Here is a 19,172-nt window from a genome sequence, read left to right as displayed (position 1 = left end):
GAAATGTGAATTCGTCTTTACAATTGCTATAGTATCCTGTTTCTTTTTTGTTGTACACAGCATCCACGACTTTACCATTTCAATAGGAGGTTTTTACAATTTTTGCGATAGTACTCAGTAACTTTTTGAAAAGTTTTCGTGTTTTACTAGAGATTTTTTGTTAATCATAACTGTTTTCCTATTCAATTATTTGATGAGAAACCTAGTTTCACTGTGACCCTCTCGCATTTTTCTCACATCAAGAATAGCCGGGATTGCTTGCTTTAATTCTTGAACGTGTGAGATTACTCCAATTAATCTTCCAGACTGTTGAAGATCAATTAAAGTGTCAATTGCCTTATTTAACGATTCCTCATCCAATGATCCAAAGCCTTCATCAATAAACATTGTTTCAATCGAAATCCCACCTTGATGAGATTGAATTACATCAGCCATCCCAAGAGCTAAACTTAGTGAAGCGTTAAATTTCTCCCCTCCAGACAGTGTTTTTACATCACGATTATGACCCGTATAATTGTCAAATACATCGAGACTTAGTCCACTTTGCTTGCCTCGTTTTTCTAAGCGATCACTGCGAATTAAATGGAATTGACCATTGGAAAGTCGATTTAAGCGTTGGTTTGCAGCTTGAATGATTTCTTCAAGAAATTCAATTTGTAAAAAGCGTTCAAATGAAATTTTCTTTGAATTCTCACCTCTTACGACATCATATAAATCTTTGTGAAGATAGTATATCTCCTCTGCGTCTTTCACTTTTTCGTGAGCATGGCAAATATCGCTTGAAGCCGTCGTTGCAGATTCAAGATAATGAGTGATTTGCGAAAGCGAACGCTGAACTTGCTCTAGTTCGTATTCTAATGTTGAAATAAGTTCTAATAGCTGATTTAGGTCTTGTCTTTCTTTTCCTTTTAGTTCTACCTGTAGGTCTGCGACTTGTTTTGTAATCGCCTGAAGATGACTTGTATAAAGCTCTATTTCTTCTTTCAACTCGGCTCGTTCAGTTTCAGTCAGTTTTGCTTGATTATAATCTTCTGTTGATTGGAAATTAGCTTTCAAAAGTACTTCTTTAAAATTGAATGCAGCTTTTTCTTTTCTTTCTAAAGTCGTTTCCAACTGTTTGGCAAGGCTGTTTAAGGTTGTTTCAGCTCTCAGCTTCTGTTCTTTTGCTTGATTTAATTTTATTTGAATGGATTTCCAAGCATGATCTAATAACTGTTTATCATTTTCTGCTTTCTCTATTTCGACAGCAAGGGCTTGATTAGATTGAAGATGTTCAGGAATCGTTTGTAATTTCTCCTCAAATAATGCTTGTTCCGTTTGATAATTAGCTAGCAATTGATGAAGTGTATTGTCATTTTCTTCCTTGGTCATTTCTAACTCTTCAAGTTTATTTTCTACATGTTCTAACTTGCTTCTAACTTTTCCAAATTTATCTTGATCTGCTCTTAGTTGAGTAAGTTTCTTTTCAAGCTCTTGACCTGCTTCTTCTAAATCGCTATACACTGAATTTAAATCTTTATGGTCAATACCCAAAACCTGTAGATCTGTTTCCTTTTCTGTTAGCTGATTGTTCAAGCTCTCTATTCGTGCTTGTAACGTACGATATATTCCTTCAACTTGATCTTTTAACATTCGTTTTTGTTCAAGCTGTTCTTTTGTCGGGATTTCTTGTTGGGATTCTGCTAAGTCAGGATGTTCTTTACTACCACAGACTGGACAAGGATCTCCGTTGTGAAGATGAAGTGCTAATAAACTCGCTTGTCCCTCAATCCAACGCGTTTCCAGTTGTTCATACTCTTCTTTTAATGTTCCTAATTTTTCTTCTTCATTGAAAGCTTGTTTAGAGATTTCAGTAGCTTTGGTGGACAGACTAATACACTCATTCACCACTTTTAACTTTTGACGTGTCGTTTGGTTTAGTTCGCTCGTTTCAGGTAGCTTTTGCACCATTTTTTCTAATTCTTTTAACTCTGATGTTAAACTAACCTTTTCTTTTTTCAATTCAGTAGTCTGACTCGAAATATCATCATTTTGCTGTTTACAGGTTGCTACTTCTTGTTTGAGTATGCTTACCTTTTGTTTCTTTTTATCTAGGGCTGCAACTTCAGAAATCATATCTTTTAGTTTGTTGACAAGGAAATGGGCTGCCTCTCGCTCTGGCGCTTTTTTCTCTTCGATTAAAAATGCGGATTGGACCCCGGATAGAAGCTCAGATGCATTGTTCAGTTCGTGTTTTAATTGTTTTACTTGATCTTGTAATTGACTCTCTTCCATTTCTAGTTCCTTTAGGAAACGTTCTTGCAGCTCGATTTGGCTTGCCTTCTCTGCTTCTTGTAACCTATGTTTCTTGATATCTATAGTAGACTGTTCTTTCTCTAATAATTCTTTATGCTCAAGATGTTTTTCTAGAGCAGTAAAACGATCATTAATGGCTTTTGAATGATGATAAGTAGTTGTGCTTTTAGTTAACTGATCTTTTTTCTGTAACACTTGTTTTTTTAAAGTTTGTTGCTGTTCGCGATAAAAATCTATTTCCTTCGCTAACGCTTCAATGACTTGGTGTGTATTGTAATGATCTTGATTAAGTACTTCAAACAGAATTGAACCCTCTCTAGCTGGTAGATTCTTCTCAAGATTTTTCATAGTAAGGTCACGCTCTTGTTTGTTAGCTTCAAAATGCTTTTGCGACTCTACTCGTTTTTCATTTAACCCTTCAGTCATTTGCTTAAAATGAACCGTCCGGAAAATCTTACGAAGAATCTCCTCTTTGTTTTCTGTATCCGAAGTTAACAGTTTACGAAATTCTCCTTGTGGGAGCATGACAATCTGGCGAAACTGGTCTTTTGTCAATCCAATGATATCTTGAATTTTTTGATTCACGTTTCCAACCGTTAATTTATCAACTAACAGCTCGTCTGTTCCGTTCGTTATTTCATAAATTTCATACTTATCACCAGTGGCGGTTTTATTCGAGCTTTAACATGAGCCATCTGCCTAAACACTCGATACGTGCGATTACGTAAAATAAACTGAAAATCAACAGACGTATGAATATCTTCATCTGCAAACTGGCTTCGCAACATTCTTGAGTCACTTCTATCTTCTCCGCTTGCGTCCCCATATAAAGCAAAACAAATCGCATCGAAAATCGTTGTCTTACCGGCTCCCGTGTTCCCTGAGATAACAAATAACCGCTGTTCCTTTAATTCAGTGAAATCAATGGTCTCTACGTTTTTATAAGGCCCAAAGGCTGTTATCGTAATTTTTAACGGTTTCATCCTCGTTCCCCCTCTTTGCGCATTGTTTCTTGTAGTACCTCTTTAAACAACTCCTCCGTTTTTACTTTCATCTCTTCACCCTTTACTTCTTTATAGAAAGCTTTAAAAAGAGAAAGCTCGTCCATTTTAGAACGGGCAACTGTAGGGGTCATATCCCCATTTTGATTAAGAATTGGCATTTTCCGTTCAACATGCATTGCATTCGGATACACAGAACGAACACGCTCCATCGGATAAATAACCGGGTTTTCATCTAATAATTTTACAAACACATAATCGTCATTCCGTTCATGTTGTTCAATTTCGTTTATAAGTCCTACCACTGTCCGGAGCTGACGTCTTGCCTTCAATAGTCTTTTTTCGACAGTTACTTGACCATCATGCTCAAGTTCAACAACATAATAGCCTTTATTATGATGTTCTTCTGAAATTGAATATTTTAAGAGCGAGCCTGCATAACGTACATTTTCAATTCCTACGTGATGTGCCTGGTGAAGATGGCCTAATGCCGTATAATGAAAAGGTTTAAAAAGGGCTGCATTCACATGTTCAACACCACCAATAGCTAATGGCCTCTCAGAGTCACTCGTGTTTTCTTTTTTCTCTCCTCCTGGTGTAACAAATGCATGTCCAATAAAAACATGACGAGCCTTTTGATCCAGTGATTCTTGGATTTTCTCTATCACTGCTCGTATCGCATCATCATGAGTTCTGATTTCTTCATTTTTAAGTTCATAACGAACCTTACTCGGATCCGCGTATGGAATTAGATGAAAGTGTACATCGCCATATTCATCTTGCAGGACAACAGGATCCAATCCATCCGTGAAAGATCCTTTAATATGAAAGCCCGTTGCTTTCATGATTTTGCTACCAAAATCTAACCGTTCTGGTCCATCATGATTCCCTCCAACAGCTAAAACAGGCGTCTTCAATTTAATGACAATTTCCTCCAAAATTTCGTCTAATAAATCAACAGCTTCAGTTGGAGGAATCGAGCGATCATAAAGATCTCCTGCAATAATAACAGCATCTGGTTTTTCTTCCTCAACTGCTTGAACGAACTGTTCTAGCACATGTCTTTGATCCTCTGTCATATATACACCTTGAACCAGTTTGCCAAGATGCCAATCTGCCGTATGAAATAATTTCACTGAATACACCATCCTCTTTTTCCATTTTGTGGTACATTTATAATAGCTTTATAAGTTAATAAGATTAGTATGCCAGAAAGGGTATACCAAAAGCGGTATACCCCTATAAGCTACTAATTTAGTTTATCATAAACAGAAATAATTACATTTATTAAACGAAATCTCCTTAACAAAAAGGTAGGTTAAAATATGTCTAAACTTAAATATTTAGGTAAAATCTTTTTCATTGCTCTTATTGCCATTGGAATTGCATCTACTTTATATAAAAAAGGCATTATTTATGACTCACTAGGCATTCATATTGAGATGCCCTTTAAGAAAAGAGTAGAAATTCCAATTGAGTATATGCTTACTGATCGTAACAATAATGGCATACCTGATCCAATTGACATCGTTAACGCAGCTAGAAACGAAGTAGAGCAGCGGACAACCTATAAAAGTGTTTATTACGCCGGTGGATTTCCTCCTGATAACGAAGGTGTTTGTACAGATGTGATTTGGCGCGGGTTGCTCGGAGCTGGCATAGAATTTAAAGACTTAATAGATGAAGATATTAAAAATCATGTTGAATTGTACCCACGAGTAGACCAAAAGCCTGACCCTAACATTGACTTCAGACGCGTTCCTAATCAATTTGTTTATTTTCAACGCTTTACTGAGTCCTTAACGACCGAGTTAAGGCCACGTGATGTTACGAATCTAGCTCAGTGGCAACCAGGTGATATTGTCGTTTTTCTTGACGGGTTCCACCATGTTGGAATCGTTTCAGATAAAAGAGACAAAGACGGAGTTCCATACCTCATCCATAACAACCCTCCATTTGCTGCAGAAGTTAAACTTACATCTTTTACAACTCCAATTGCTGGTCATTATCGCTGGCATTATTAAAAGATAGACTCTACTATCCACAACGTAGAGTCTATCTTATTTTCTCCACTGACTAACTACAAGCCATTACCTTATCTCTTCCATGAGCCTTAGCCAGGTAAAGCGCCTCGTCTGCTTTTTGAACGAGTTCTTGTTCGCCTTGCCGTACATGAGGAATCATCGTGGCTACACCAATACTAGCTGTAACGAATGGTGAAATAGGTGATTCTGAATGCAGTATTTTTTGATTTAGAATGTTCTCTTTACAGAACTCAGCCAAAAGAATAGCCTCTTCTTTGGCAACACCTGAAAGTATAATCGCAAATTCCTCTCCACCATAGCGAGCTACTAATTGATGCTCTTCACTAAACAGCTGATTTAAGGTAAGAGCTACGTTTCGCAAGCAGTCATCACCAGCTAAATGGCCATATTTATCATTATAGCCTTTAAAGAAATCAACATCCAAAAGTAAAAGTGAAATAGGTTGTTGAGTTTCTTCATGTAGCTTCCATTGATCCATTAGCGTTTGGTCAAACAATCTTCTATTTGCTACTTGCGTTAATCCATCGGAATAGGAAAGCTTACTTAATTGTTCATTCATGTCTAACAACTTCTGTTGAGAACGCTCTAACTGTTCTGTTCGTGCAATAATCTTTTCATCTAAAGTTTCATTTACTTTTTTTAACTCTTCGCGAACTTCTTCAACTTCCCGAAATGTCCTTGCTAATTTCGAGAAGGACACATACGATTGCGAAAAGACAAACACCAATAAGCCAAATGCGGTTAACTGTTTTCCATAATATAAATAGTGAACGACTAAGATGTCATTTATGATCGTGTAAGAGAAAAAGAGGAAACAAAGGAACATAAAAAAAGCTCCTCTTCGCTTTTTCATCATCGCCTTTATTAATACATAAAAAACATAGCTAACTATAACTATAATAATGATATTGTAAACAAGCTGGAAATTCGTATATATACTTGCCGGTAAGAAAAGAACTGTACTGGCAAAGAGATACCCAATTATACTTATAACTTTTGTGATAAACAATGACGTTTCTTTTTTATACATATTGTATAAAAATAGCAGAACAAATGGTCCAGTTAGAAAATACCAGAAATACGAGAATTTCGTTATTACTTCCAATGGAGCTTCTGGAAACCAATCCATTAGGATCATTTCACCTACAGCAATAGATCTTAAACTAATAGCTAAACAGAATAACCCAAACCATAACGATTCCTTATCTTTTCTTCTGTTAATATATAAAATGATATGAATAAGACCAATTAACAACAGACTCACAAACACTGAATAATCAAAAGCAACCTGAGTTGTATGGTCCTTGTGGATTTGTTTAGATATTCCAAGTGTAGGCGGGTACCAAATACCTCCCTCTCGAAAATGAAAATTTGAAATCTGTAGAACAATTTCAGTAACTTCAGAAGTTGGTGTAAATGTGATAACTTGCGGGTATAATTGAGCTTTTTCAGTTTCAAAAGAGTCTCCAATGGTACCTGTAGATAATACTTTTTCTCCATCGATCCAAATTGTATAAGCTGAGTAGAGGTCCATGATCTTTAATCCGTATATATCATTTAACGGCAATTCATTCACAAGTAAACGGTATGTTGCATAACCTTTTTTTTGGTCAAGGTGATCCCAAACTAAAGGTACTTTTATCATTCGGTGTTGAATTTCTTCTTGAAATGCCGTAGGTTCAAGGAGTTGCCCCCAATAAAATTCCCAATCCCCTTTTAAATCAACTTCCCCATTCTCGGAAAAACTCCACCCTTGAAAGTCTATAACTCCATCAATAGCTTCAGGCACATGCTGATCTGTATTGTTTAGATTAATCGTTATAACAAGTAAAAAAACACAAATACTCACAAATAAAGTAAGTAAAACAGCTTGAACTGCAGTTGTCCTTTTCATTTTTTCTCCTACTTTTCCCTTAATTAAAAAGTAAATACCGTTTACCGGACCGTGACTTTATTACTACTCTTTTATCATACCAAAAGACTATATGAGTTGTCACCTATTCTTACTTCCTTTCTATAAGAATAACGTTTTTCATGTTGTTTACATAGTTTATTAGGGTAATCATCTATTTAAAAGGAGAGTTGTAAAAATGAACCCGTATTACTATCATGGCTATGTTCCCCAACAACCTGAATTAGCAAGATCTTTCCCAGCTAATTCTTTTAACCACTATCAACGTGATCCTAGACAACTAGATCAAAGAGTCGATCAATTAGAAAGACAAAACCAAGCACAAGTTCAGGAAATAACCCGTATCAATGAAGAAATCATTCGTCTAAATAGTGAATTAAGTCGTATCAATGATGAAATTTTACGTTTAAATCAAAATGATGAAATTCATACTAATCGCTTATTTAGATTGAACCAAAGACTTCGTGTGATCGAGCAGAATCTAAATATTCCTTACACTGGCGGAGAAGATGGTTTTTAATATCAAATTTACAAGTAGGGTTATCCACGTTTGGGTAACCCATTTTTACGTTCCTCCCAACAGTTATCGCTAATGTAGCAACTCATTGACTTTGAGATTGCCTGTACATAATGAAACAAGGTTAAGCGAACTAGCACGAACGCTTAACCTTGTAGTTTAATCATTTATATAATCATCCATTGCACCTACTGTATTATAAAGCTCTAAGCTAATCTCGGTTTCTTCACCAAGGGCCAGCTTCGCAAGCTCTGAACCTAAATATGGACCCACTGTTAAACCTGATGATCCAAGGCCATTGGCAACTATAATACCTTTAAAGCCAGAAACCGCTCCGATTACAGGGAGAAAATCTGGTGCAACTGGTCTAAAACCAACTTTTACTTCTACAAAAGTACCATCAACTAGTCCTGGTGCAATCTTAAGGGCTTTGTCTAGGATTTCATGAATTCCTCCAGCTGTAGCGCGTTGATCAAACCCACCATCGTTTTCATGGGTTGCTCCAATGATGACTTGTCCCTTTTCGAACGAAAGTAAGTATTGATTCGTTGGAGGCATCACAACTGGCCAGGAATTGGTGTTCACGTTTTCAAGCTTTAAATGAATGATTTGAGCTTTTTGTGGTTCTATTTTGAATTCAATTCCCAAAGGGAGCAATAATTCTTTTGCCCATGCTCCAGCAGTTATCAACACCTGTTCCGCTAATACTGTTTTCCCTTCATAATGAATTCCAGTCACTTTTGTGTCTTCAAAGGTTAACTGTGCATTTGCATGTATATACGTAGCCCCATGTTTAATTGCTGCTTGAATTAAAGACTGACATAGTGCTTTTCCATTTACACGAGCTGCTCCACTTACATGCACAGCCCCAAAGTCATCCCTTAAAGGGGGAAATAGTGCTTTCGTCTCAGCAGGACTTAATCGTGTAATTTCTCCTATTTCAGGTGCTTCCTCGCGTCGTTTCCGAACACGTTCCTCCATTTTATCTAATTTCCCTTCATCAACATGAAGCTGATAGCCCCGACTCTCGCATACCCGGTTTCTTTTTCTCCATCTGCTTCTAATTTGTTTATTAATGAGGGATAAAATTTCGCTCCATTTTTTGCTAACTGATACCAGGCTTGATTTCGCCTTTGTGAAAGCCATGGACAAACAATACCAGCAGCTGCATCTGTTGCTTTTCCTGGTTCTTGTCGGTCAACTAAAAGGACGTTTACTCCCTTTTTAGCAAGATGGTAAGCTGCTGAAGCTCCGATAATTCCAGCCCCAACAATGATATATGGTTTCATATAAACACACCTACACTTTTCTTTTTTCAATATCTCTTTTGTATTTTACTCGTAACGGATAGCAAACACCAATGAATTTACGTAAAAAGACCTGAAGCAAAAGGTTTCTGCCCCAAGTCCTTTGTACACTACCTATTCTTTTGTTTCTCAAGCTGTCTTAACTCAACACGACGTATTTTACCTGAAGTCGTTTTAGGAAGCTCATCAATAAATTCGATGGCTCGTGGATACTTATAAGGTGCAGTCATCTTTTTAACATGTTCTTGCAGTTCATTCACTAAAACTTGATTGCCCGCTTCTTGATCTTTTAAAATAACATACGCTTTTACAATAGAACCGCGAATTTCGTCTGGTGCCGCAACGACTGCACATTCTTTCACTAGAGGATGGCGAATAAGGGCATCCTCCACTTCAAACGGTCCTATCGTATAACCAGAACTAATAATAATATCATCCGATCTACCTTCAAACCAGTAATAACCGTCTTCATCCATCTTCGCTTGATCACCGGTTAAATACCAATCGCCACGAAAGGCAGCAGAAGTTCTTTCTGAATCATGTAAATAGCCTTTAAATAAAGCAGGTGTACTACGATGTACTGCAATATCGCCAACCTGACCATTCGGAACAGGCATACCTTCTTCGTTGATAATAGCAACTTGATTTCCTGGAGTCGGTTTCCCCATTGAACCTGTTTTGGACTCCATCCCCATTAAAGTACCAATTAAAAGTGTATTTTCAGTCTGTCCGTATCCATCGCGTACTTGCACTCCAAAAAATTTCTTAAACGTATCTATTACTTCTTGATTTAAAGGCTCCCCTGCACTTACCGCACTCCGAAGATGGGGAAGTTGATAGCGTTCTAGCTTATCTAGCTTTGCCATAAAACGGAATTCAGTTGGAGTACAACAGAGAACATTAATGTTGTACGATTCCAATAACCGTAAATAAGTTTCTGGATCAAATCTACCGTTATAAACAAACCCAGTAGCACCGGATCCAAGTGTTGACATAAACGGTGTCCAATTCCACTTTGCCCAGCCAGGCGCAGCCGTCGCCCAAACAATATCACTCTCTTTCACATCAAGCCATAATTTGGCTGCGATAGCTTGATGAGCATAAGCCAGCTGTGTGGATGAATGACCCCTTTAGGATTTCCTGTTGTTCCTGATGTATAATTTAAAAAGGCAATGTCATCTGACCTAGTCTGTACCATTTCGAATTGTTCAGATTCTCCTTTAAGCAGTTGATTGTAATGACTCCAACCCTCTACCTCCTTTCCAACTGAAATAAAATACTCTATGCTCGTACTTTCTCTTATCTGATCAAAGCGGTCCGTCATAGTATCTATGCAAATTGTTGCTTTCGCCTGTGAATGTTCGGCACGATAAAGCAAATCTTTCTCTCTAAGCATTTCAGATCCTGGTGAGATAATTAACCCAAGTTTTAAAGCACCTAAATAAATAGCGTATGTCTCAGGGATTCTTGGAAGAGTGACCATTACCTTCTCTCCTGTTTTTAGTCCCATCCGCTGTAATGCATTTGCAAAGCGATTGGATTGTTTTCTTAATTGTAAGTACGTTACTTTTTGAGTGTCTCCATCTTCATTCGTCCAAATGAGAGCCACCTTTTTAGGATCATCTGCAAACCGGTCAATGTCCTGAGCCATATTATAAAGTTCTGGAGCAAGTAAATCTGAATGATTCATTATATTCCTCCCTTTTGTTTACGCTTACATTTTTTTATTAAATACTAATGCGTCCCGACACTCTAATAAGAAATTTGGACACACTCACATCTTCGTCATTATATTGAAGGAACCCTTTTCTAATTACAAAAAATACATAGAATGTCTCTCTTATACCAAAAGAAGCGAAAAGTTTTATGTTAACTGATCGCTTCACTTATTCTAATTATCTATTTTCCTTCCGTCTCCCATGAAGACGACGTTGAAATAAAATGAATATAGGAAGGGGAATAATAATCCAACCTAGACTTTTAATGAGACTGTTTAGAGCGGATTGTTTCCCATTTTCTATTTGCTGCTCAACCATTGCGTCATATTGAGCTCGCCACTCGGTTTCACTCAATTCCTTTTGAACCGTCCCATCCTCTGATTTATAGTCTCTCATATTCTTGTAATCTTCAAATGACTCAACATACATTGACGGTGATACATAATCCGCTATAGACATAAACGCAAAAACACCACCACCTATCACCATAATTAAAGTGATAAATGCAACGGCATACTGATACACTTGCTTCACCATATCTCCTCGCTCCTCTTCTGTTAGATGAGTAACTGTGCGTTTTGCACCAAAAACTATTAAGACAATAAACACGATTAACACCACAAAAAGTAATAATGCGAATATCATATGTTCACCTACTCATTTGTTATCATGCTACGTACTATTAGAACGAAGGAAAGAATTGAAAAGTTACACCTCATTATGTGTTATTTTCGAGTTTAAACAACTTGAACAGCTTATGAATAAACTCTTGCTCATTAAAAAACTCAGGTTCACATTGGTTATACCACTTCCGAACTGTTTCAAGTATCCAAACCGGAATTGGCTTTCCACTCAATAAATAATAATATTCCATATATCCAGCTTTTAGACATTCCCACCTAGTATCATTTCCTTGTTTCATATATTCTGAGACATCTAGCAACTTCGCTCTTCCATTGTGAAGAAGAATGTTTCTTAAGTGAATGTCTCTAGGATTTAACCCTTTACTTTTTGCATATGCACGTGCTTCTTCTACATCTTCTATAGCCCTTTTCGGTATTTCAATCCCTTTAATTAAACAGTCGTACAATGTCAAACCGTCTTCATAGCTTAAAACTAGATAGTTCTCACCACTCCCGTAGTATCGAGGAAAGAAAGACGTATCTCCTAGCACGTCATATACTCGCTTTTCCATTTCCATCTTTTCAAGCTTAATATGACTGAATACTTTAAAGGCAAACTCTGGTGCTTTTGTGGAACGGAATACAGCAGCATCCGTTCCAACACCAACACATTGATAACATTCAGGGACATCTTTCACTTTCACAAGTTCATTATTTTTACTTGCGACAACTTCAATCTTATCTATCATCTCAGCTGCTTGATCCCATTCCATATTAATCAACCCTTCATTTAAAGTTAAGCCGTTTGATTCGTTTTTTCTTGTTGATCCTCAGGGACCTCTTTAGAAAAGAACCAACCACCTACTGCTATTAGAACAAGGACAGCATAGAAGGTTATCTTCCAATAAGGTGATTTAACAAAAGCTTCTGGAATTACACCTAGTGCAGGGTGTGATAAAGTATAAACTGCAAGCTTTACTCCAACCCAACCAACAATGATAAACGCAGTAGTTTCCAGACCTGGTCTAGCATGCAGCAGTTTAACAAAGACAGTTGCTGCAAAACGCATTATAATTAAACCAATAAATCCACCCGCAAAAATGACCAGGAACTTTCCTCCGTCTAACCCACCTATATTTGGTAGACCTGTATCAGGAAGCAACACTGCCAATGCGACAGCTGCTAAAATAGAATCGACTGCAAAAGCAATGTCTGCAAGTTCCACTTTTAGAACTGTAACCCAAAAGCCTGATTGCTTTTTCTGCTTGCTCTCTTCGATCGAATCCTCGGCTTTTTTTATGATGAATTTTCTAAATATATGATTGAGGGCAATGAATAACAAATAAACAGCACCAATTGCTTGAACTTGCCATACATTAATTAAGAATGAAATAGCAAATAACGATCCAAAGCGAAACACAAATGCTCCCGCTAAACCATAAAATAACGCCTTCTTCCTTTGCTCTTCAGGAAGATGCTTTACCATAATAGCAAGAACCAAAGCATTATCCGCCGCTAACAAACCTTCTAATAGTATTAATAATAAAAGCACCCAACTATATTCAATAATGATTGAGAAATCCAATTTTTATAATCCTCCCTATACTTGCAACTCGTATTTTTGTTTTAAAGCTAGTGGCGCTAAATGAATTATTCTGTTCATCACAAAGGTTGCAATCACAAGATCATCTAATAAACCAAATATCCCGAGAAAGTCAGGAATTAAATCAAATGGAAATACTACATAAATGATTAACAAACCAATACCCAGAAATTTCTTTTTCCAGATCACCTCTTCAGAAAGAAAAAAGTCTTTCAAAAAAGGAAGTAATCTCCAGAATTTCAGCATAAACCCAAGTCTCTTCAGCTTTTTCCCCATAACCATTCACCACCTTTTAAAATGCAAAAAACCTTTACCAATTAGACAGGTAAAGGTTAATTAAACACAAATAAAGACCTTTACCATCAAAATGTAAAGGTCTTGCTAACAACGTAATCGTCGCCAACAAAGCCGAGAGCATTTGCTCCGTAATGACGACTTTGCTGTAAAAGCTACTCCCCTTTAGGAGAACTATTTTATTATGAATGAGTTTATATTAATCTATCGGTCTCCTTCCGTCAACCTATTTTTCTGTCGAAATTTAAAAGACGAAGGATCTTTCAACAGTAAGCTTCCTTTATACGGATTGGTATAATAACTACTTTCATGTTTCTCCCACTTCTTCCACTTAATGATTGGCCACTGCCACTGATGGATTTCTTAGTAATTGCTTAACTTTTTTGTTCGTGAATTGAATAATTCTTCCTAAAATCAAGACAATTAATATGGTTCCTAAACCTATTGGTCCACCTAACAAATAACCGGCAATTGCAGCTCCTGCTTCAATTAAAATTCGGGACACGCTTAAGCTCCACCCTGTCCTGTTGTGAATTGCTAGCATCAAACCGTCAATTGGTGTTCTTGGTAATCTTGCTTCTAAGTAGATACCAATACCAAGTCCAACTGCAACAATGCCTAGTAAAAAGGTCAGCCACTGCGAACCCCATGTAGCTGTAAAAGGAATGTCTTTCAATGCTATGTAAATCCAAAAATCAAGAAACCAACTCCTAACGACTATCGCTATAATGGATTCCAATTGTAACCTTTTCCACTCAATTGCCCCTGTAATTAACACAAGGACGGCTTGAGAAAGAATTGCCCATACACCAATAGTTAATCCTAAATGCTGATTTAATCCAACAGCTACCATATCCATTGGACCAGCTCCAGCCTGAGACAAAATGATCAAGGAAATACCTAAAGCTGTAATACAAAGCCCAACCAAATAAATAATTAAACGTTTTTTCACTTCACACCTACTTTTATAGTTAATAAAAAATTCCTACTTTCTTTTTAATGACTTTATAACTGTGATGATCATCACAGTCGTCTGAGTAAAAATCCATTACGATTAACATATAGGATCACTAGATAAACGAAGGAGTTGGTAAAAATGGCTTTTCATTATCAGACTATTTTAGTTGCAGTGGACGGGTCAACTGAATCTGAATTAGCTTTAAAGAAAGCTTTTAAAATGGCAAAGTTGGAGGAAGCTAAGCTTGTCATTTCATATATTATTGATAATAGACCATCAGCAACTATTGAACAGTACGACCGAACAATTGTAGAACAAACTGAAAAATATGGGCAAGAGATGTTAATAACTTATAAAAAAGACGCCGAAGAAGCTGGCATTCTTGATGTAGAAATAGCTCTTGATTACGGATCACCGAAAATAAAAATTCCTAGAGACATAGCAGATAAGTATCAAGCAGATCTCATTATAGCAGGCGCAACCGGAATTAACGCTGTTGAGAGATTATTTATAGGAAGTGTTTCAGAGAATATAGCTAGACGGGCAAAATGTGATGTATTAATTGTAAGAAAACAACATTAACAATTTATCACAGTATATTGTGCAACATTGAGTAACAGATCGTTCTATATCTCCATTCTAGCCGTCCATCATTGGGATAATCTAAAAGGGCAGTAGCAAAGCCTTTGGATTATCCCTTTTCCTATTTTCATATTATCACATAAGAACGTGAAATAGTTAGGAGTTCAAAAGTGCATTATGTAAAATCACGTAAGGCTTGTCACACACCTAACATCAATCTGTTATGTGTGTAATCCAAATGTTATTTTCTTGTTCTTTGGATTAGAAAGATAGATGTTATAGTTAAGGCACTTGAATAGTTACAACACATTTTGGAGGTATCACATGAAAAAAAGTATTGTTTCACTCGCCACTGTAGCTACCCTACTTGGAACACTTAGTTTTGGATTACATGCATCTGCTGCAGAAGTAACAATTCAAAAAGGAGACACACTATCAGCGATCGCATCTAAACATTCCATATCAGTTGATACACTTAAAGAATGGAACAATCTTTCAAGCCACCTTATATATCCTGGAGATCGTCTTAAAGTTGAATTAGTAGAACAATATGAAGTACAAAAAGGAGAAACTTTATCTGATATTTCCATGAAATTTAATAATATTAATTGGAAACAAATACAAGAATGGAATAACATAAAAGACGCAAGCCTTATTTTCGAGGGGCAAATTTTAGATATTTACTTGGAGCATTCATCAAAAGCTTCCTTAAATCAAGAAACAGTAACAACATCTGAAAAGCAAAAAGCAGAAAGGATTGTTGAAAAACCGGTCGAAATGGCGGCAACAAAAGAACAAACGCAAGAGCCTGAAGTCAAAGTAGACAAGCCTGTCAAAGAGGAAACTTCTACAGAGGATGTAGCGATGGAACTAACCATGTCAGCAACTGCTTATACTGCTTCTTGTAACGGATGTTCTGGTATTACAGCAACTGGCCTTAATTTACTCGATAATCCAGATAAAAAGGTTATCTCAGTAGATCCATCTGTTATCCCGCTAGGTTCTAAAGTATATGTAGAAGGCTATGGGCATGCGATTGCTGGTGATACAGGCGGTGCAATTGTTGGTAATAAAATTGACCTTTTTATTCCTGAGAAGCAAGATGCTATCAACTGGGGTGTTCGTGACGTAAAAGTAACTGTCTATAAATAACATTTTAGGATCAATTTGTTTTTTAAAAACAAATTGATCCTTTTTGATTAATTAAAAGAAACGTTGGTTAGTCGCTTGTCCCTTTTATCTCTAGAAAAATTTATCTTAAGCAATTAGTCTATACTGCCATAGCGATTTTTTCTCATCTCTAGAGCCAGAGATTGTAAATGCTTTGGAATATCATTTGCCATTTCACAATTGTTACAATAAACATGACTTGCAATCCAAAAGTACTCCCTCATGATGTATTCTTCGATCGGCTTTGGCATTCCACAATGATCACAGAACATGAGATAGTCCATTTGTTTTACCTCCTTTTCATTATTTTAATTAACATTCAAGCAGAATTCAGTGAGTCTCTATTACCATACAACAACTATTAACTTAGTCTATTCTTATAGATATATTAACTTACAAGATACTTATTCTACTCACTATCATAATATTCAACTTAATAAATTGTGAAACGGCACTTTAAGAGCTTTTAAGAAAAGTTACTAATATTTAATTTATAAGGCTATTAAGATAATTTAAGTTTACGAGATTTCTATGCTTCTTGTCTATGATAGTTGTAACAGTTCAGAAAAACAGTCTATGTCAACAAAAAAAGCCTAATGTATCAATAGGTAATCTTACTCCCTTGTGTTATCCCCATTCTATCGCAATTGTGGTTACGTTATTCGGGATAACTTTCAACGAAAAAAACGGGAGACCCAAGTCTTCTTCAGTCCCCCGTCTTTATTCACAACGCCCATCTTCGGATCGCCAAGGCAACTCCATCTTCTACATTTGAAGCCGTTACCCAATTAGCACATTCTTTAACGAATGGTTGTGCATTTCCCATTGCGACACCTATGCCGGCTTCTTTAATCATCGCTAAATCGTTAAGGCTATCACCCATTGCTAGAACATTGTCCATAGTGATTCCAATTCTATCGCAGACTTTTTCAATTGCTTTTGCCTTGTTAACTCCAACAGCATTTATCTCAAGGTTAGTCGGGCTTGAATTTGTAATTTCCAAAGCAGGATTAGCCGATAATTCATCTAAAATGCTTTGTCTGATTTGGTCATCTTTTATATCAAAGCCAAATTTCATCCATTGATGTTCTGACAGTTCCTCTGGGAAATCTTCTCGTAACACTTGGTTTACAGTCGCATCCCAGCAGGTAGTATTGTGCTTTTGTTTCAATCCCCACATCTGTTCGATATGTTCAAGATCCAGTAATTGTCTCTCAATAAGCGTTCGGTTCTCGTCCCAAATTTCACTGCCATTAACAGTGATTAGATGCGATGTAAGACCTAGTGAATTAACTAACTTATCACAAGTCATTCGTGTACGTCCAGTACTAATGACCACATGAATTCCTTTTTCTTCTGCTTCTTTAATTGCTTTTCGGTTTTCAATTGAAATCTCATGATTTTGGTTTAATAACGTTCCATCCATATCAATTGCTATTAATTTTATTGTTTTTTCTATTGCCATATGATCACTTCCCTTATAAGGCTTATCACAATCCTATAATACCAGAATTAACTATTTTCTGCTGATTCCCTCTTTTATCCATGAAAGCCTAATACCTACGTAGACGAGGAAAACGATTAAATCAAATAAATAAATGATGCTCCAAACATAGCTAATGATCACGAAAATAGAATTCCCGAAAAATGTGGATGTGATGGGCTGGAACCAAGAACTTGAGTAGACTGTAATGAAATTCGTCCACTTATCCCCTACAGATACATCAAGTAAGAGCCAGAAATAATGTATTAACACAAAAGCAATTGTGTGTAACGCAAACAGATTGAGGCGAAAAGGAAGGTATTGGCGCAATTCTTCCAATTCTGTAATACGGTCTATTCGTTTACTCGTTGCATGAATTTTCTCCTTAATAAATTGATCTAGGCGTTGAAAGTCTGATTTTCCTAGAGTTGTAGCATATGTAATGAATAGAACAATAAATATCTGAAAAAAACGAAATTTCACCGGTAATATAAAAATCAATACCACCAAGAAGAATTTGAAAGATATTTATAAAAACGATAAGAATTAACCATAATTGACTTAACCTATCATACCTTAGCCAGTATCGACAGTAAAAAAAGAAAGCAATTAAAATCCAAGTTAAACCTTCAGACACCAAGAAAAGTAACCATCCATTTTCATGCAAAAAAGACACGTAACAGACTCCTCCCATCTATGCTTGTCTTGATTCATATGAAAAAATATCTAGGAACATGACACTCTTTTTTAGCTGATTAAATGAATTTATGTTACTGTATCCTTATTGAATAAAGGAAGGTATGTGATAGTAATGATCATTGAAGTCTGGTCTGATTTCGTCTGTCCATTTTGTTATATTGGGAAACGTCGTTTAGAACAAGCATTAGACGTTTTTCCTCACAAAGATAAAGTTGAGATTCAATTTAAAGCTTTTGAATTGGACCCGAATGCTAGTCGTGAAACTACTCTAACGATACATGAAGCAATAGCAAAGAAATACGGAACCTCTGTTGAACAGGCTAAAAAAATGAACGATAACATTGTTCAACAGGCAAAAGAGGTCGGATTACAATTCAATTATGATAAAGTTAAGTTCACCAATACATTGGATGCTCACCGCCTCGCCAAATTTGCTGAGACAAAAGGAAATGCAGCTGAGATGACAGAACGGTTATTACATGCTTATTTTCATGACAACATCGTGTTAAGCGATAAAAAGTCTCTTCTAAAACTAGCAGCTGAACTGGGCTTAGATCAAACGGAGACAGATCTTATCCTTAAAGGAGATCAATTTGAGTCAGAAGTCCGTTTTGATGAACAAGAAGCTAGAGAAATAGGTGTTCAAGGGGTTCCCTTTTTTGTCATCAATCGAAAATACGCAATCTCAGGAGCTCAGCCTAAAGAGGTCTTTCTTAATGCTCTTGAACAAGTATGGGAAGAAGAAAACCAGAAACAGACATTACAGCCATTAGGAAAAACCGATCAAACTGCTGCTGTTTGCAATGAAACTGGCTGTGACATCGACAACAAATAATCCGTAGTTAAACACTAGGTCACTTCCAATGACTTAGTGTTTTTCTTAGTCCCTTGTTGCTAATTTTCAACACTTAACATAATAAAGTCTGTAATCGGGGAAAAGAAGATTACACTTACTAATTTTGGAG

General features: G+C 36.5%; 16 protein-coding genes and 3 pseudogenes. 5 read left to right on the top strand and 14 right to left on the bottom strand.

Going from position 1 to position 19,172, the window contains the following annotated elements:
- Positions 1 to 186 precede the first annotated feature (186 nt).
- From JCM9157_RS26195 to JCM9157_RS08815, 3 genes and pseudogenes are all read right to left on the bottom strand, one after another.
- Positions 187 to 720: pseudogene (locus JCM9157_RS26195) on the bottom strand (SbcC/MukB-like Walker B domain-containing protein); the annotation flags it as partial.
- 2,207 nt (positions 721 to 2,927) lie between these two features.
- The gene (locus tag JCM9157_RS23325; RefSeq protein WP_052013033.1) at positions 2,928 to 3,278 is read right to left on the bottom strand and encodes an AAA family ATPase; all 351 of its coding nucleotides are present in this window, start codon (positions 3,276 to 3,278) and stop codon (positions 2,928 to 2,930) included.
- Entirely contained in the window at positions 3,275 to 4,432 is a 1,158-nt protein-coding gene (locus tag JCM9157_RS08815; RefSeq protein ID WP_035663964.1) for an exonuclease SbcCD subunit D, read from the bottom strand. The genes JCM9157_RS23325 and JCM9157_RS08815 overlap by 4 nt, the downstream gene beginning before the upstream one ends.
- Before the next feature lie 189 nt (positions 4,433 to 4,621).
- On the opposite strand from JCM9157_RS08815, the gene JCM9157_RS08810 reads away from it, so the two are divergent.
- Positions 4,622 to 5,320, top strand: a complete 699-nt coding sequence (locus JCM9157_RS08810) for a DUF1287 domain-containing protein (RefSeq protein ID WP_035663963.1) — start codon at positions 4,622 to 4,624, stop codon at positions 5,318 to 5,320.
- Positions 5,321 to 5,372: 52 nt separating this feature from the next.
- Here the strand turns inward: JCM9157_RS08810 and JCM9157_RS08805 are convergent, their stop codons facing one another.
- Positions 5,373 to 7,235: a diguanylate cyclase gene (locus JCM9157_RS08805; RefSeq protein WP_035663962.1), complete on the bottom strand. Its 1,863-nt coding sequence runs from the start codon at positions 7,233 to 7,235 to the stop codon at positions 5,373 to 5,375.
- A gap of 196 nt (positions 7,236 to 7,431) precedes the next feature.
- On the opposite strand from JCM9157_RS08805, the gene JCM9157_RS08800 reads away from it, so the two are divergent.
- Positions 7,432 to 7,773 carry a hypothetical protein gene (locus JCM9157_RS08800; RefSeq protein ID WP_035663960.1) on the top strand — a complete coding sequence of 114 codons (342 nt, stop codon included), beginning with the start codon at positions 7,432 to 7,434 and terminating at the stop codon, positions 7,771 to 7,773.
- Positions 7,774 to 7,929: 156 nt separating this feature from the next.
- Here the strand turns inward: JCM9157_RS08800 and JCM9157_RS08795 are convergent.
- The 7 genes and pseudogenes from JCM9157_RS08795 to JCM9157_RS08765 form a co-directional block, all read right to left on the bottom strand.
- Positions 7,930 to 9,059 (bottom strand): annotated as a pseudogene (locus JCM9157_RS08795) (NAD(P)/FAD-dependent oxidoreductase).
- Positions 9,060 to 9,187: 128 nt separating this feature from the next.
- Positions 9,188 to 10,767, bottom strand: a pseudogene (gene mbcS, locus JCM9157_RS08790) (acyl-CoA synthetase MbcS).
- 205 nt (positions 10,768 to 10,972) lie between these two features.
- A complete protein-coding gene (locus JCM9157_RS08785) occupies positions 10,973 to 11,440 on the bottom strand; it encodes a hypothetical protein (protein WP_035663958.1) in 468 nt (155 codons plus the stop codon).
- Between the two features lie 73 nt (positions 11,441 to 11,513).
- Complete coding sequence (locus tag JCM9157_RS08780) at positions 11,514 to 12,191, bottom strand: serine/threonine protein kinase (RefSeq protein ID WP_035663957.1); 678 nt, start codon at positions 12,189 to 12,191, stop codon at positions 11,514 to 11,516.
- Between the two features lie 23 nt (positions 12,192 to 12,214).
- Positions 12,215 to 13,003, bottom strand: coding sequence for a TerC family protein (locus JCM9157_RS08775; RefSeq protein ID WP_035663956.1), 789 nt, complete (start codon positions 13,001 to 13,003; stop codon positions 12,215 to 12,217).
- A gap of 15 nt (positions 13,004 to 13,018) precedes the next feature.
- Positions 13,019 to 13,297: a YkvA family protein gene (locus tag JCM9157_RS08770; protein ID WP_035663955.1), complete on the bottom strand. Its 279-nt coding sequence runs from the start codon at positions 13,295 to 13,297 to the stop codon at positions 13,019 to 13,021.
- A gap of 349 nt (positions 13,298 to 13,646) precedes the next feature.
- The gene (locus tag JCM9157_RS08765; RefSeq protein ID WP_035663953.1) at positions 13,647 to 14,267 is read right to left on the bottom strand and encodes a YczE/YyaS/YitT family protein; all 621 of its coding nucleotides are present in this window, start codon (positions 14,265 to 14,267) and stop codon (positions 13,647 to 13,649) included.
- A 144-nt stretch (positions 14,268 to 14,411) separates the two neighbouring features.
- Between JCM9157_RS08765 and JCM9157_RS08760 the strand changes: the two genes are divergently transcribed.
- Both JCM9157_RS08760 and JCM9157_RS25890 read left to right on the top strand, forming a co-directional pair.
- A complete protein-coding gene (locus JCM9157_RS08760; RefSeq protein ID WP_035663952.1) occupies positions 14,412 to 14,855 on the top strand; it encodes a universal stress protein in 444 nt (147 codons plus the stop codon).
- 324 nt (positions 14,856 to 15,179) lie between these two features.
- The gene (locus JCM9157_RS25890; RefSeq protein ID WP_035663950.1) at positions 15,180 to 16,007 is read left to right on the top strand and encodes a LysM peptidoglycan-binding domain-containing protein; all 828 of its coding nucleotides are present in this window, start codon (positions 15,180 to 15,182) and stop codon (positions 16,005 to 16,007) included.
- A 113-nt stretch (positions 16,008 to 16,120) separates the two neighbouring features.
- Here the strand turns inward: JCM9157_RS25890 and JCM9157_RS08750 are convergent, their stop codons facing one another.
- From JCM9157_RS08750 to JCM9157_RS08740, 3 genes are all read right to left on the bottom strand, one after another.
- Positions 16,121 to 16,309: a hypothetical protein gene (locus tag JCM9157_RS08750; protein ID WP_035663948.1), complete on the bottom strand. Its 189-nt coding sequence runs from the start codon at positions 16,307 to 16,309 to the stop codon at positions 16,121 to 16,123.
- Between the two features lie 440 nt (positions 16,310 to 16,749).
- The gene (locus JCM9157_RS08745; protein ID WP_035663946.1) at positions 16,750 to 17,490 is read right to left on the bottom strand and encodes a Cof-type HAD-IIB family hydrolase; all 741 of its coding nucleotides are present in this window, start codon (positions 17,488 to 17,490) and stop codon (positions 16,750 to 16,752) included.
- A 51-nt stretch (positions 17,491 to 17,541) separates the two neighbouring features.
- A complete protein-coding gene (locus JCM9157_RS08740) occupies positions 17,542 to 18,009 on the bottom strand; it encodes a hypothetical protein (protein WP_148296839.1) in 468 nt (155 codons plus the stop codon).
- A gap of 310 nt (positions 18,010 to 18,319) precedes the next feature.
- On the opposite strand from JCM9157_RS08740, the gene JCM9157_RS08735 reads away from it, so the two are divergent.
- On the top strand, positions 18,320 to 19,042 hold the full coding sequence (locus tag JCM9157_RS08735) for a DsbA family oxidoreductase (protein WP_035663941.1): 723 nt from the start codon (positions 18,320 to 18,322) through the stop codon (positions 19,040 to 19,042).
- Positions 19,043 to 19,172: the final 130 nt, after the last annotated feature.

The sequence above is a fragment of the Halalkalibacter akibai JCM 9157 genome, assembly GCF_000513135.1.
In the GTDB taxonomy this organism is placed as follows: domain Bacteria; phylum Bacillota; class Bacilli; order Bacillales; family Bacillaceae_D; genus Halalkalibacter; species Halalkalibacter akibai.
Note: the sequence above shows the minus strand (reverse complement) of the source record. Positions and strands in the feature narration are given on the sequence as shown.

What these genes read in the sequence shown, in the direction of transcription:
- JCM9157_RS23325 (WP_052013033.1), bottom strand. Translation starts at nt 3,278, where the DNA reads ATGAAACCGTTAAAAATTACGATAACAGCCTTTGGGCCTTATAAAAAC.
- JCM9157_RS08810 (WP_035663963.1), top strand. Translation starts at nt 4,622, where the DNA reads ATGTCTAAACTTAAATATTTAGGTAAAATCTTTTTCATTGCTCTTATT.
- JCM9157_RS08805 (WP_035663962.1), bottom strand. Translation starts at nt 7,235, where the DNA reads ATGAAAAGGACAACTGCAGTTCAAGCTGTTTTACTTACTTTATTTGTG.
- JCM9157_RS08800 (WP_035663960.1), top strand. Translation starts at nt 7,432, where the DNA reads ATGAACCCGTATTACTATCATGGCTATGTTCCCCAACAACCTGAATTA.
- JCM9157_RS08785 (WP_035663958.1), bottom strand. Translation starts at nt 11,440, where the DNA reads ATGATATTCGCATTATTACTTTTTGTGGTGTTAATCGTGTTTATTGTC.
- JCM9157_RS08780 (WP_035663957.1), bottom strand. Translation starts at nt 12,191, where the DNA reads ATGGAATGGGATCAAGCAGCTGAGATGATAGATAAGATTGAAGTTGTC.
- JCM9157_RS08770 (WP_035663955.1), bottom strand. Translation starts at nt 13,297, where the DNA reads ATGGGGAAAAAGCTGAAGAGACTTGGGTTTATGCTGAAATTCTGGAGA.
- JCM9157_RS08760 (WP_035663952.1), top strand. Translation starts at nt 14,412, where the DNA reads ATGGCTTTTCATTATCAGACTATTTTAGTTGCAGTGGACGGGTCAACT.
- JCM9157_RS25890 (WP_035663950.1), top strand. Translation starts at nt 15,180, where the DNA reads ATGAAAAAAAGTATTGTTTCACTCGCCACTGTAGCTACCCTACTTGGA.
- JCM9157_RS08750 (WP_035663948.1), bottom strand. Translation starts at nt 16,309, where the DNA reads ATGGACTATCTCATGTTCTGTGATCATTGTGGAATGCCAAAGCCGATC.
- JCM9157_RS08745 (WP_035663946.1), bottom strand. Translation starts at nt 17,490, where the DNA reads ATGGCAATAGAAAAAACAATAAAATTAATAGCAATTGATATGGATGGA.
- JCM9157_RS08735 (WP_035663941.1), top strand. Translation starts at nt 18,320, where the DNA reads ATGATCATTGAAGTCTGGTCTGATTTCGTCTGTCCATTTTGTTATATT.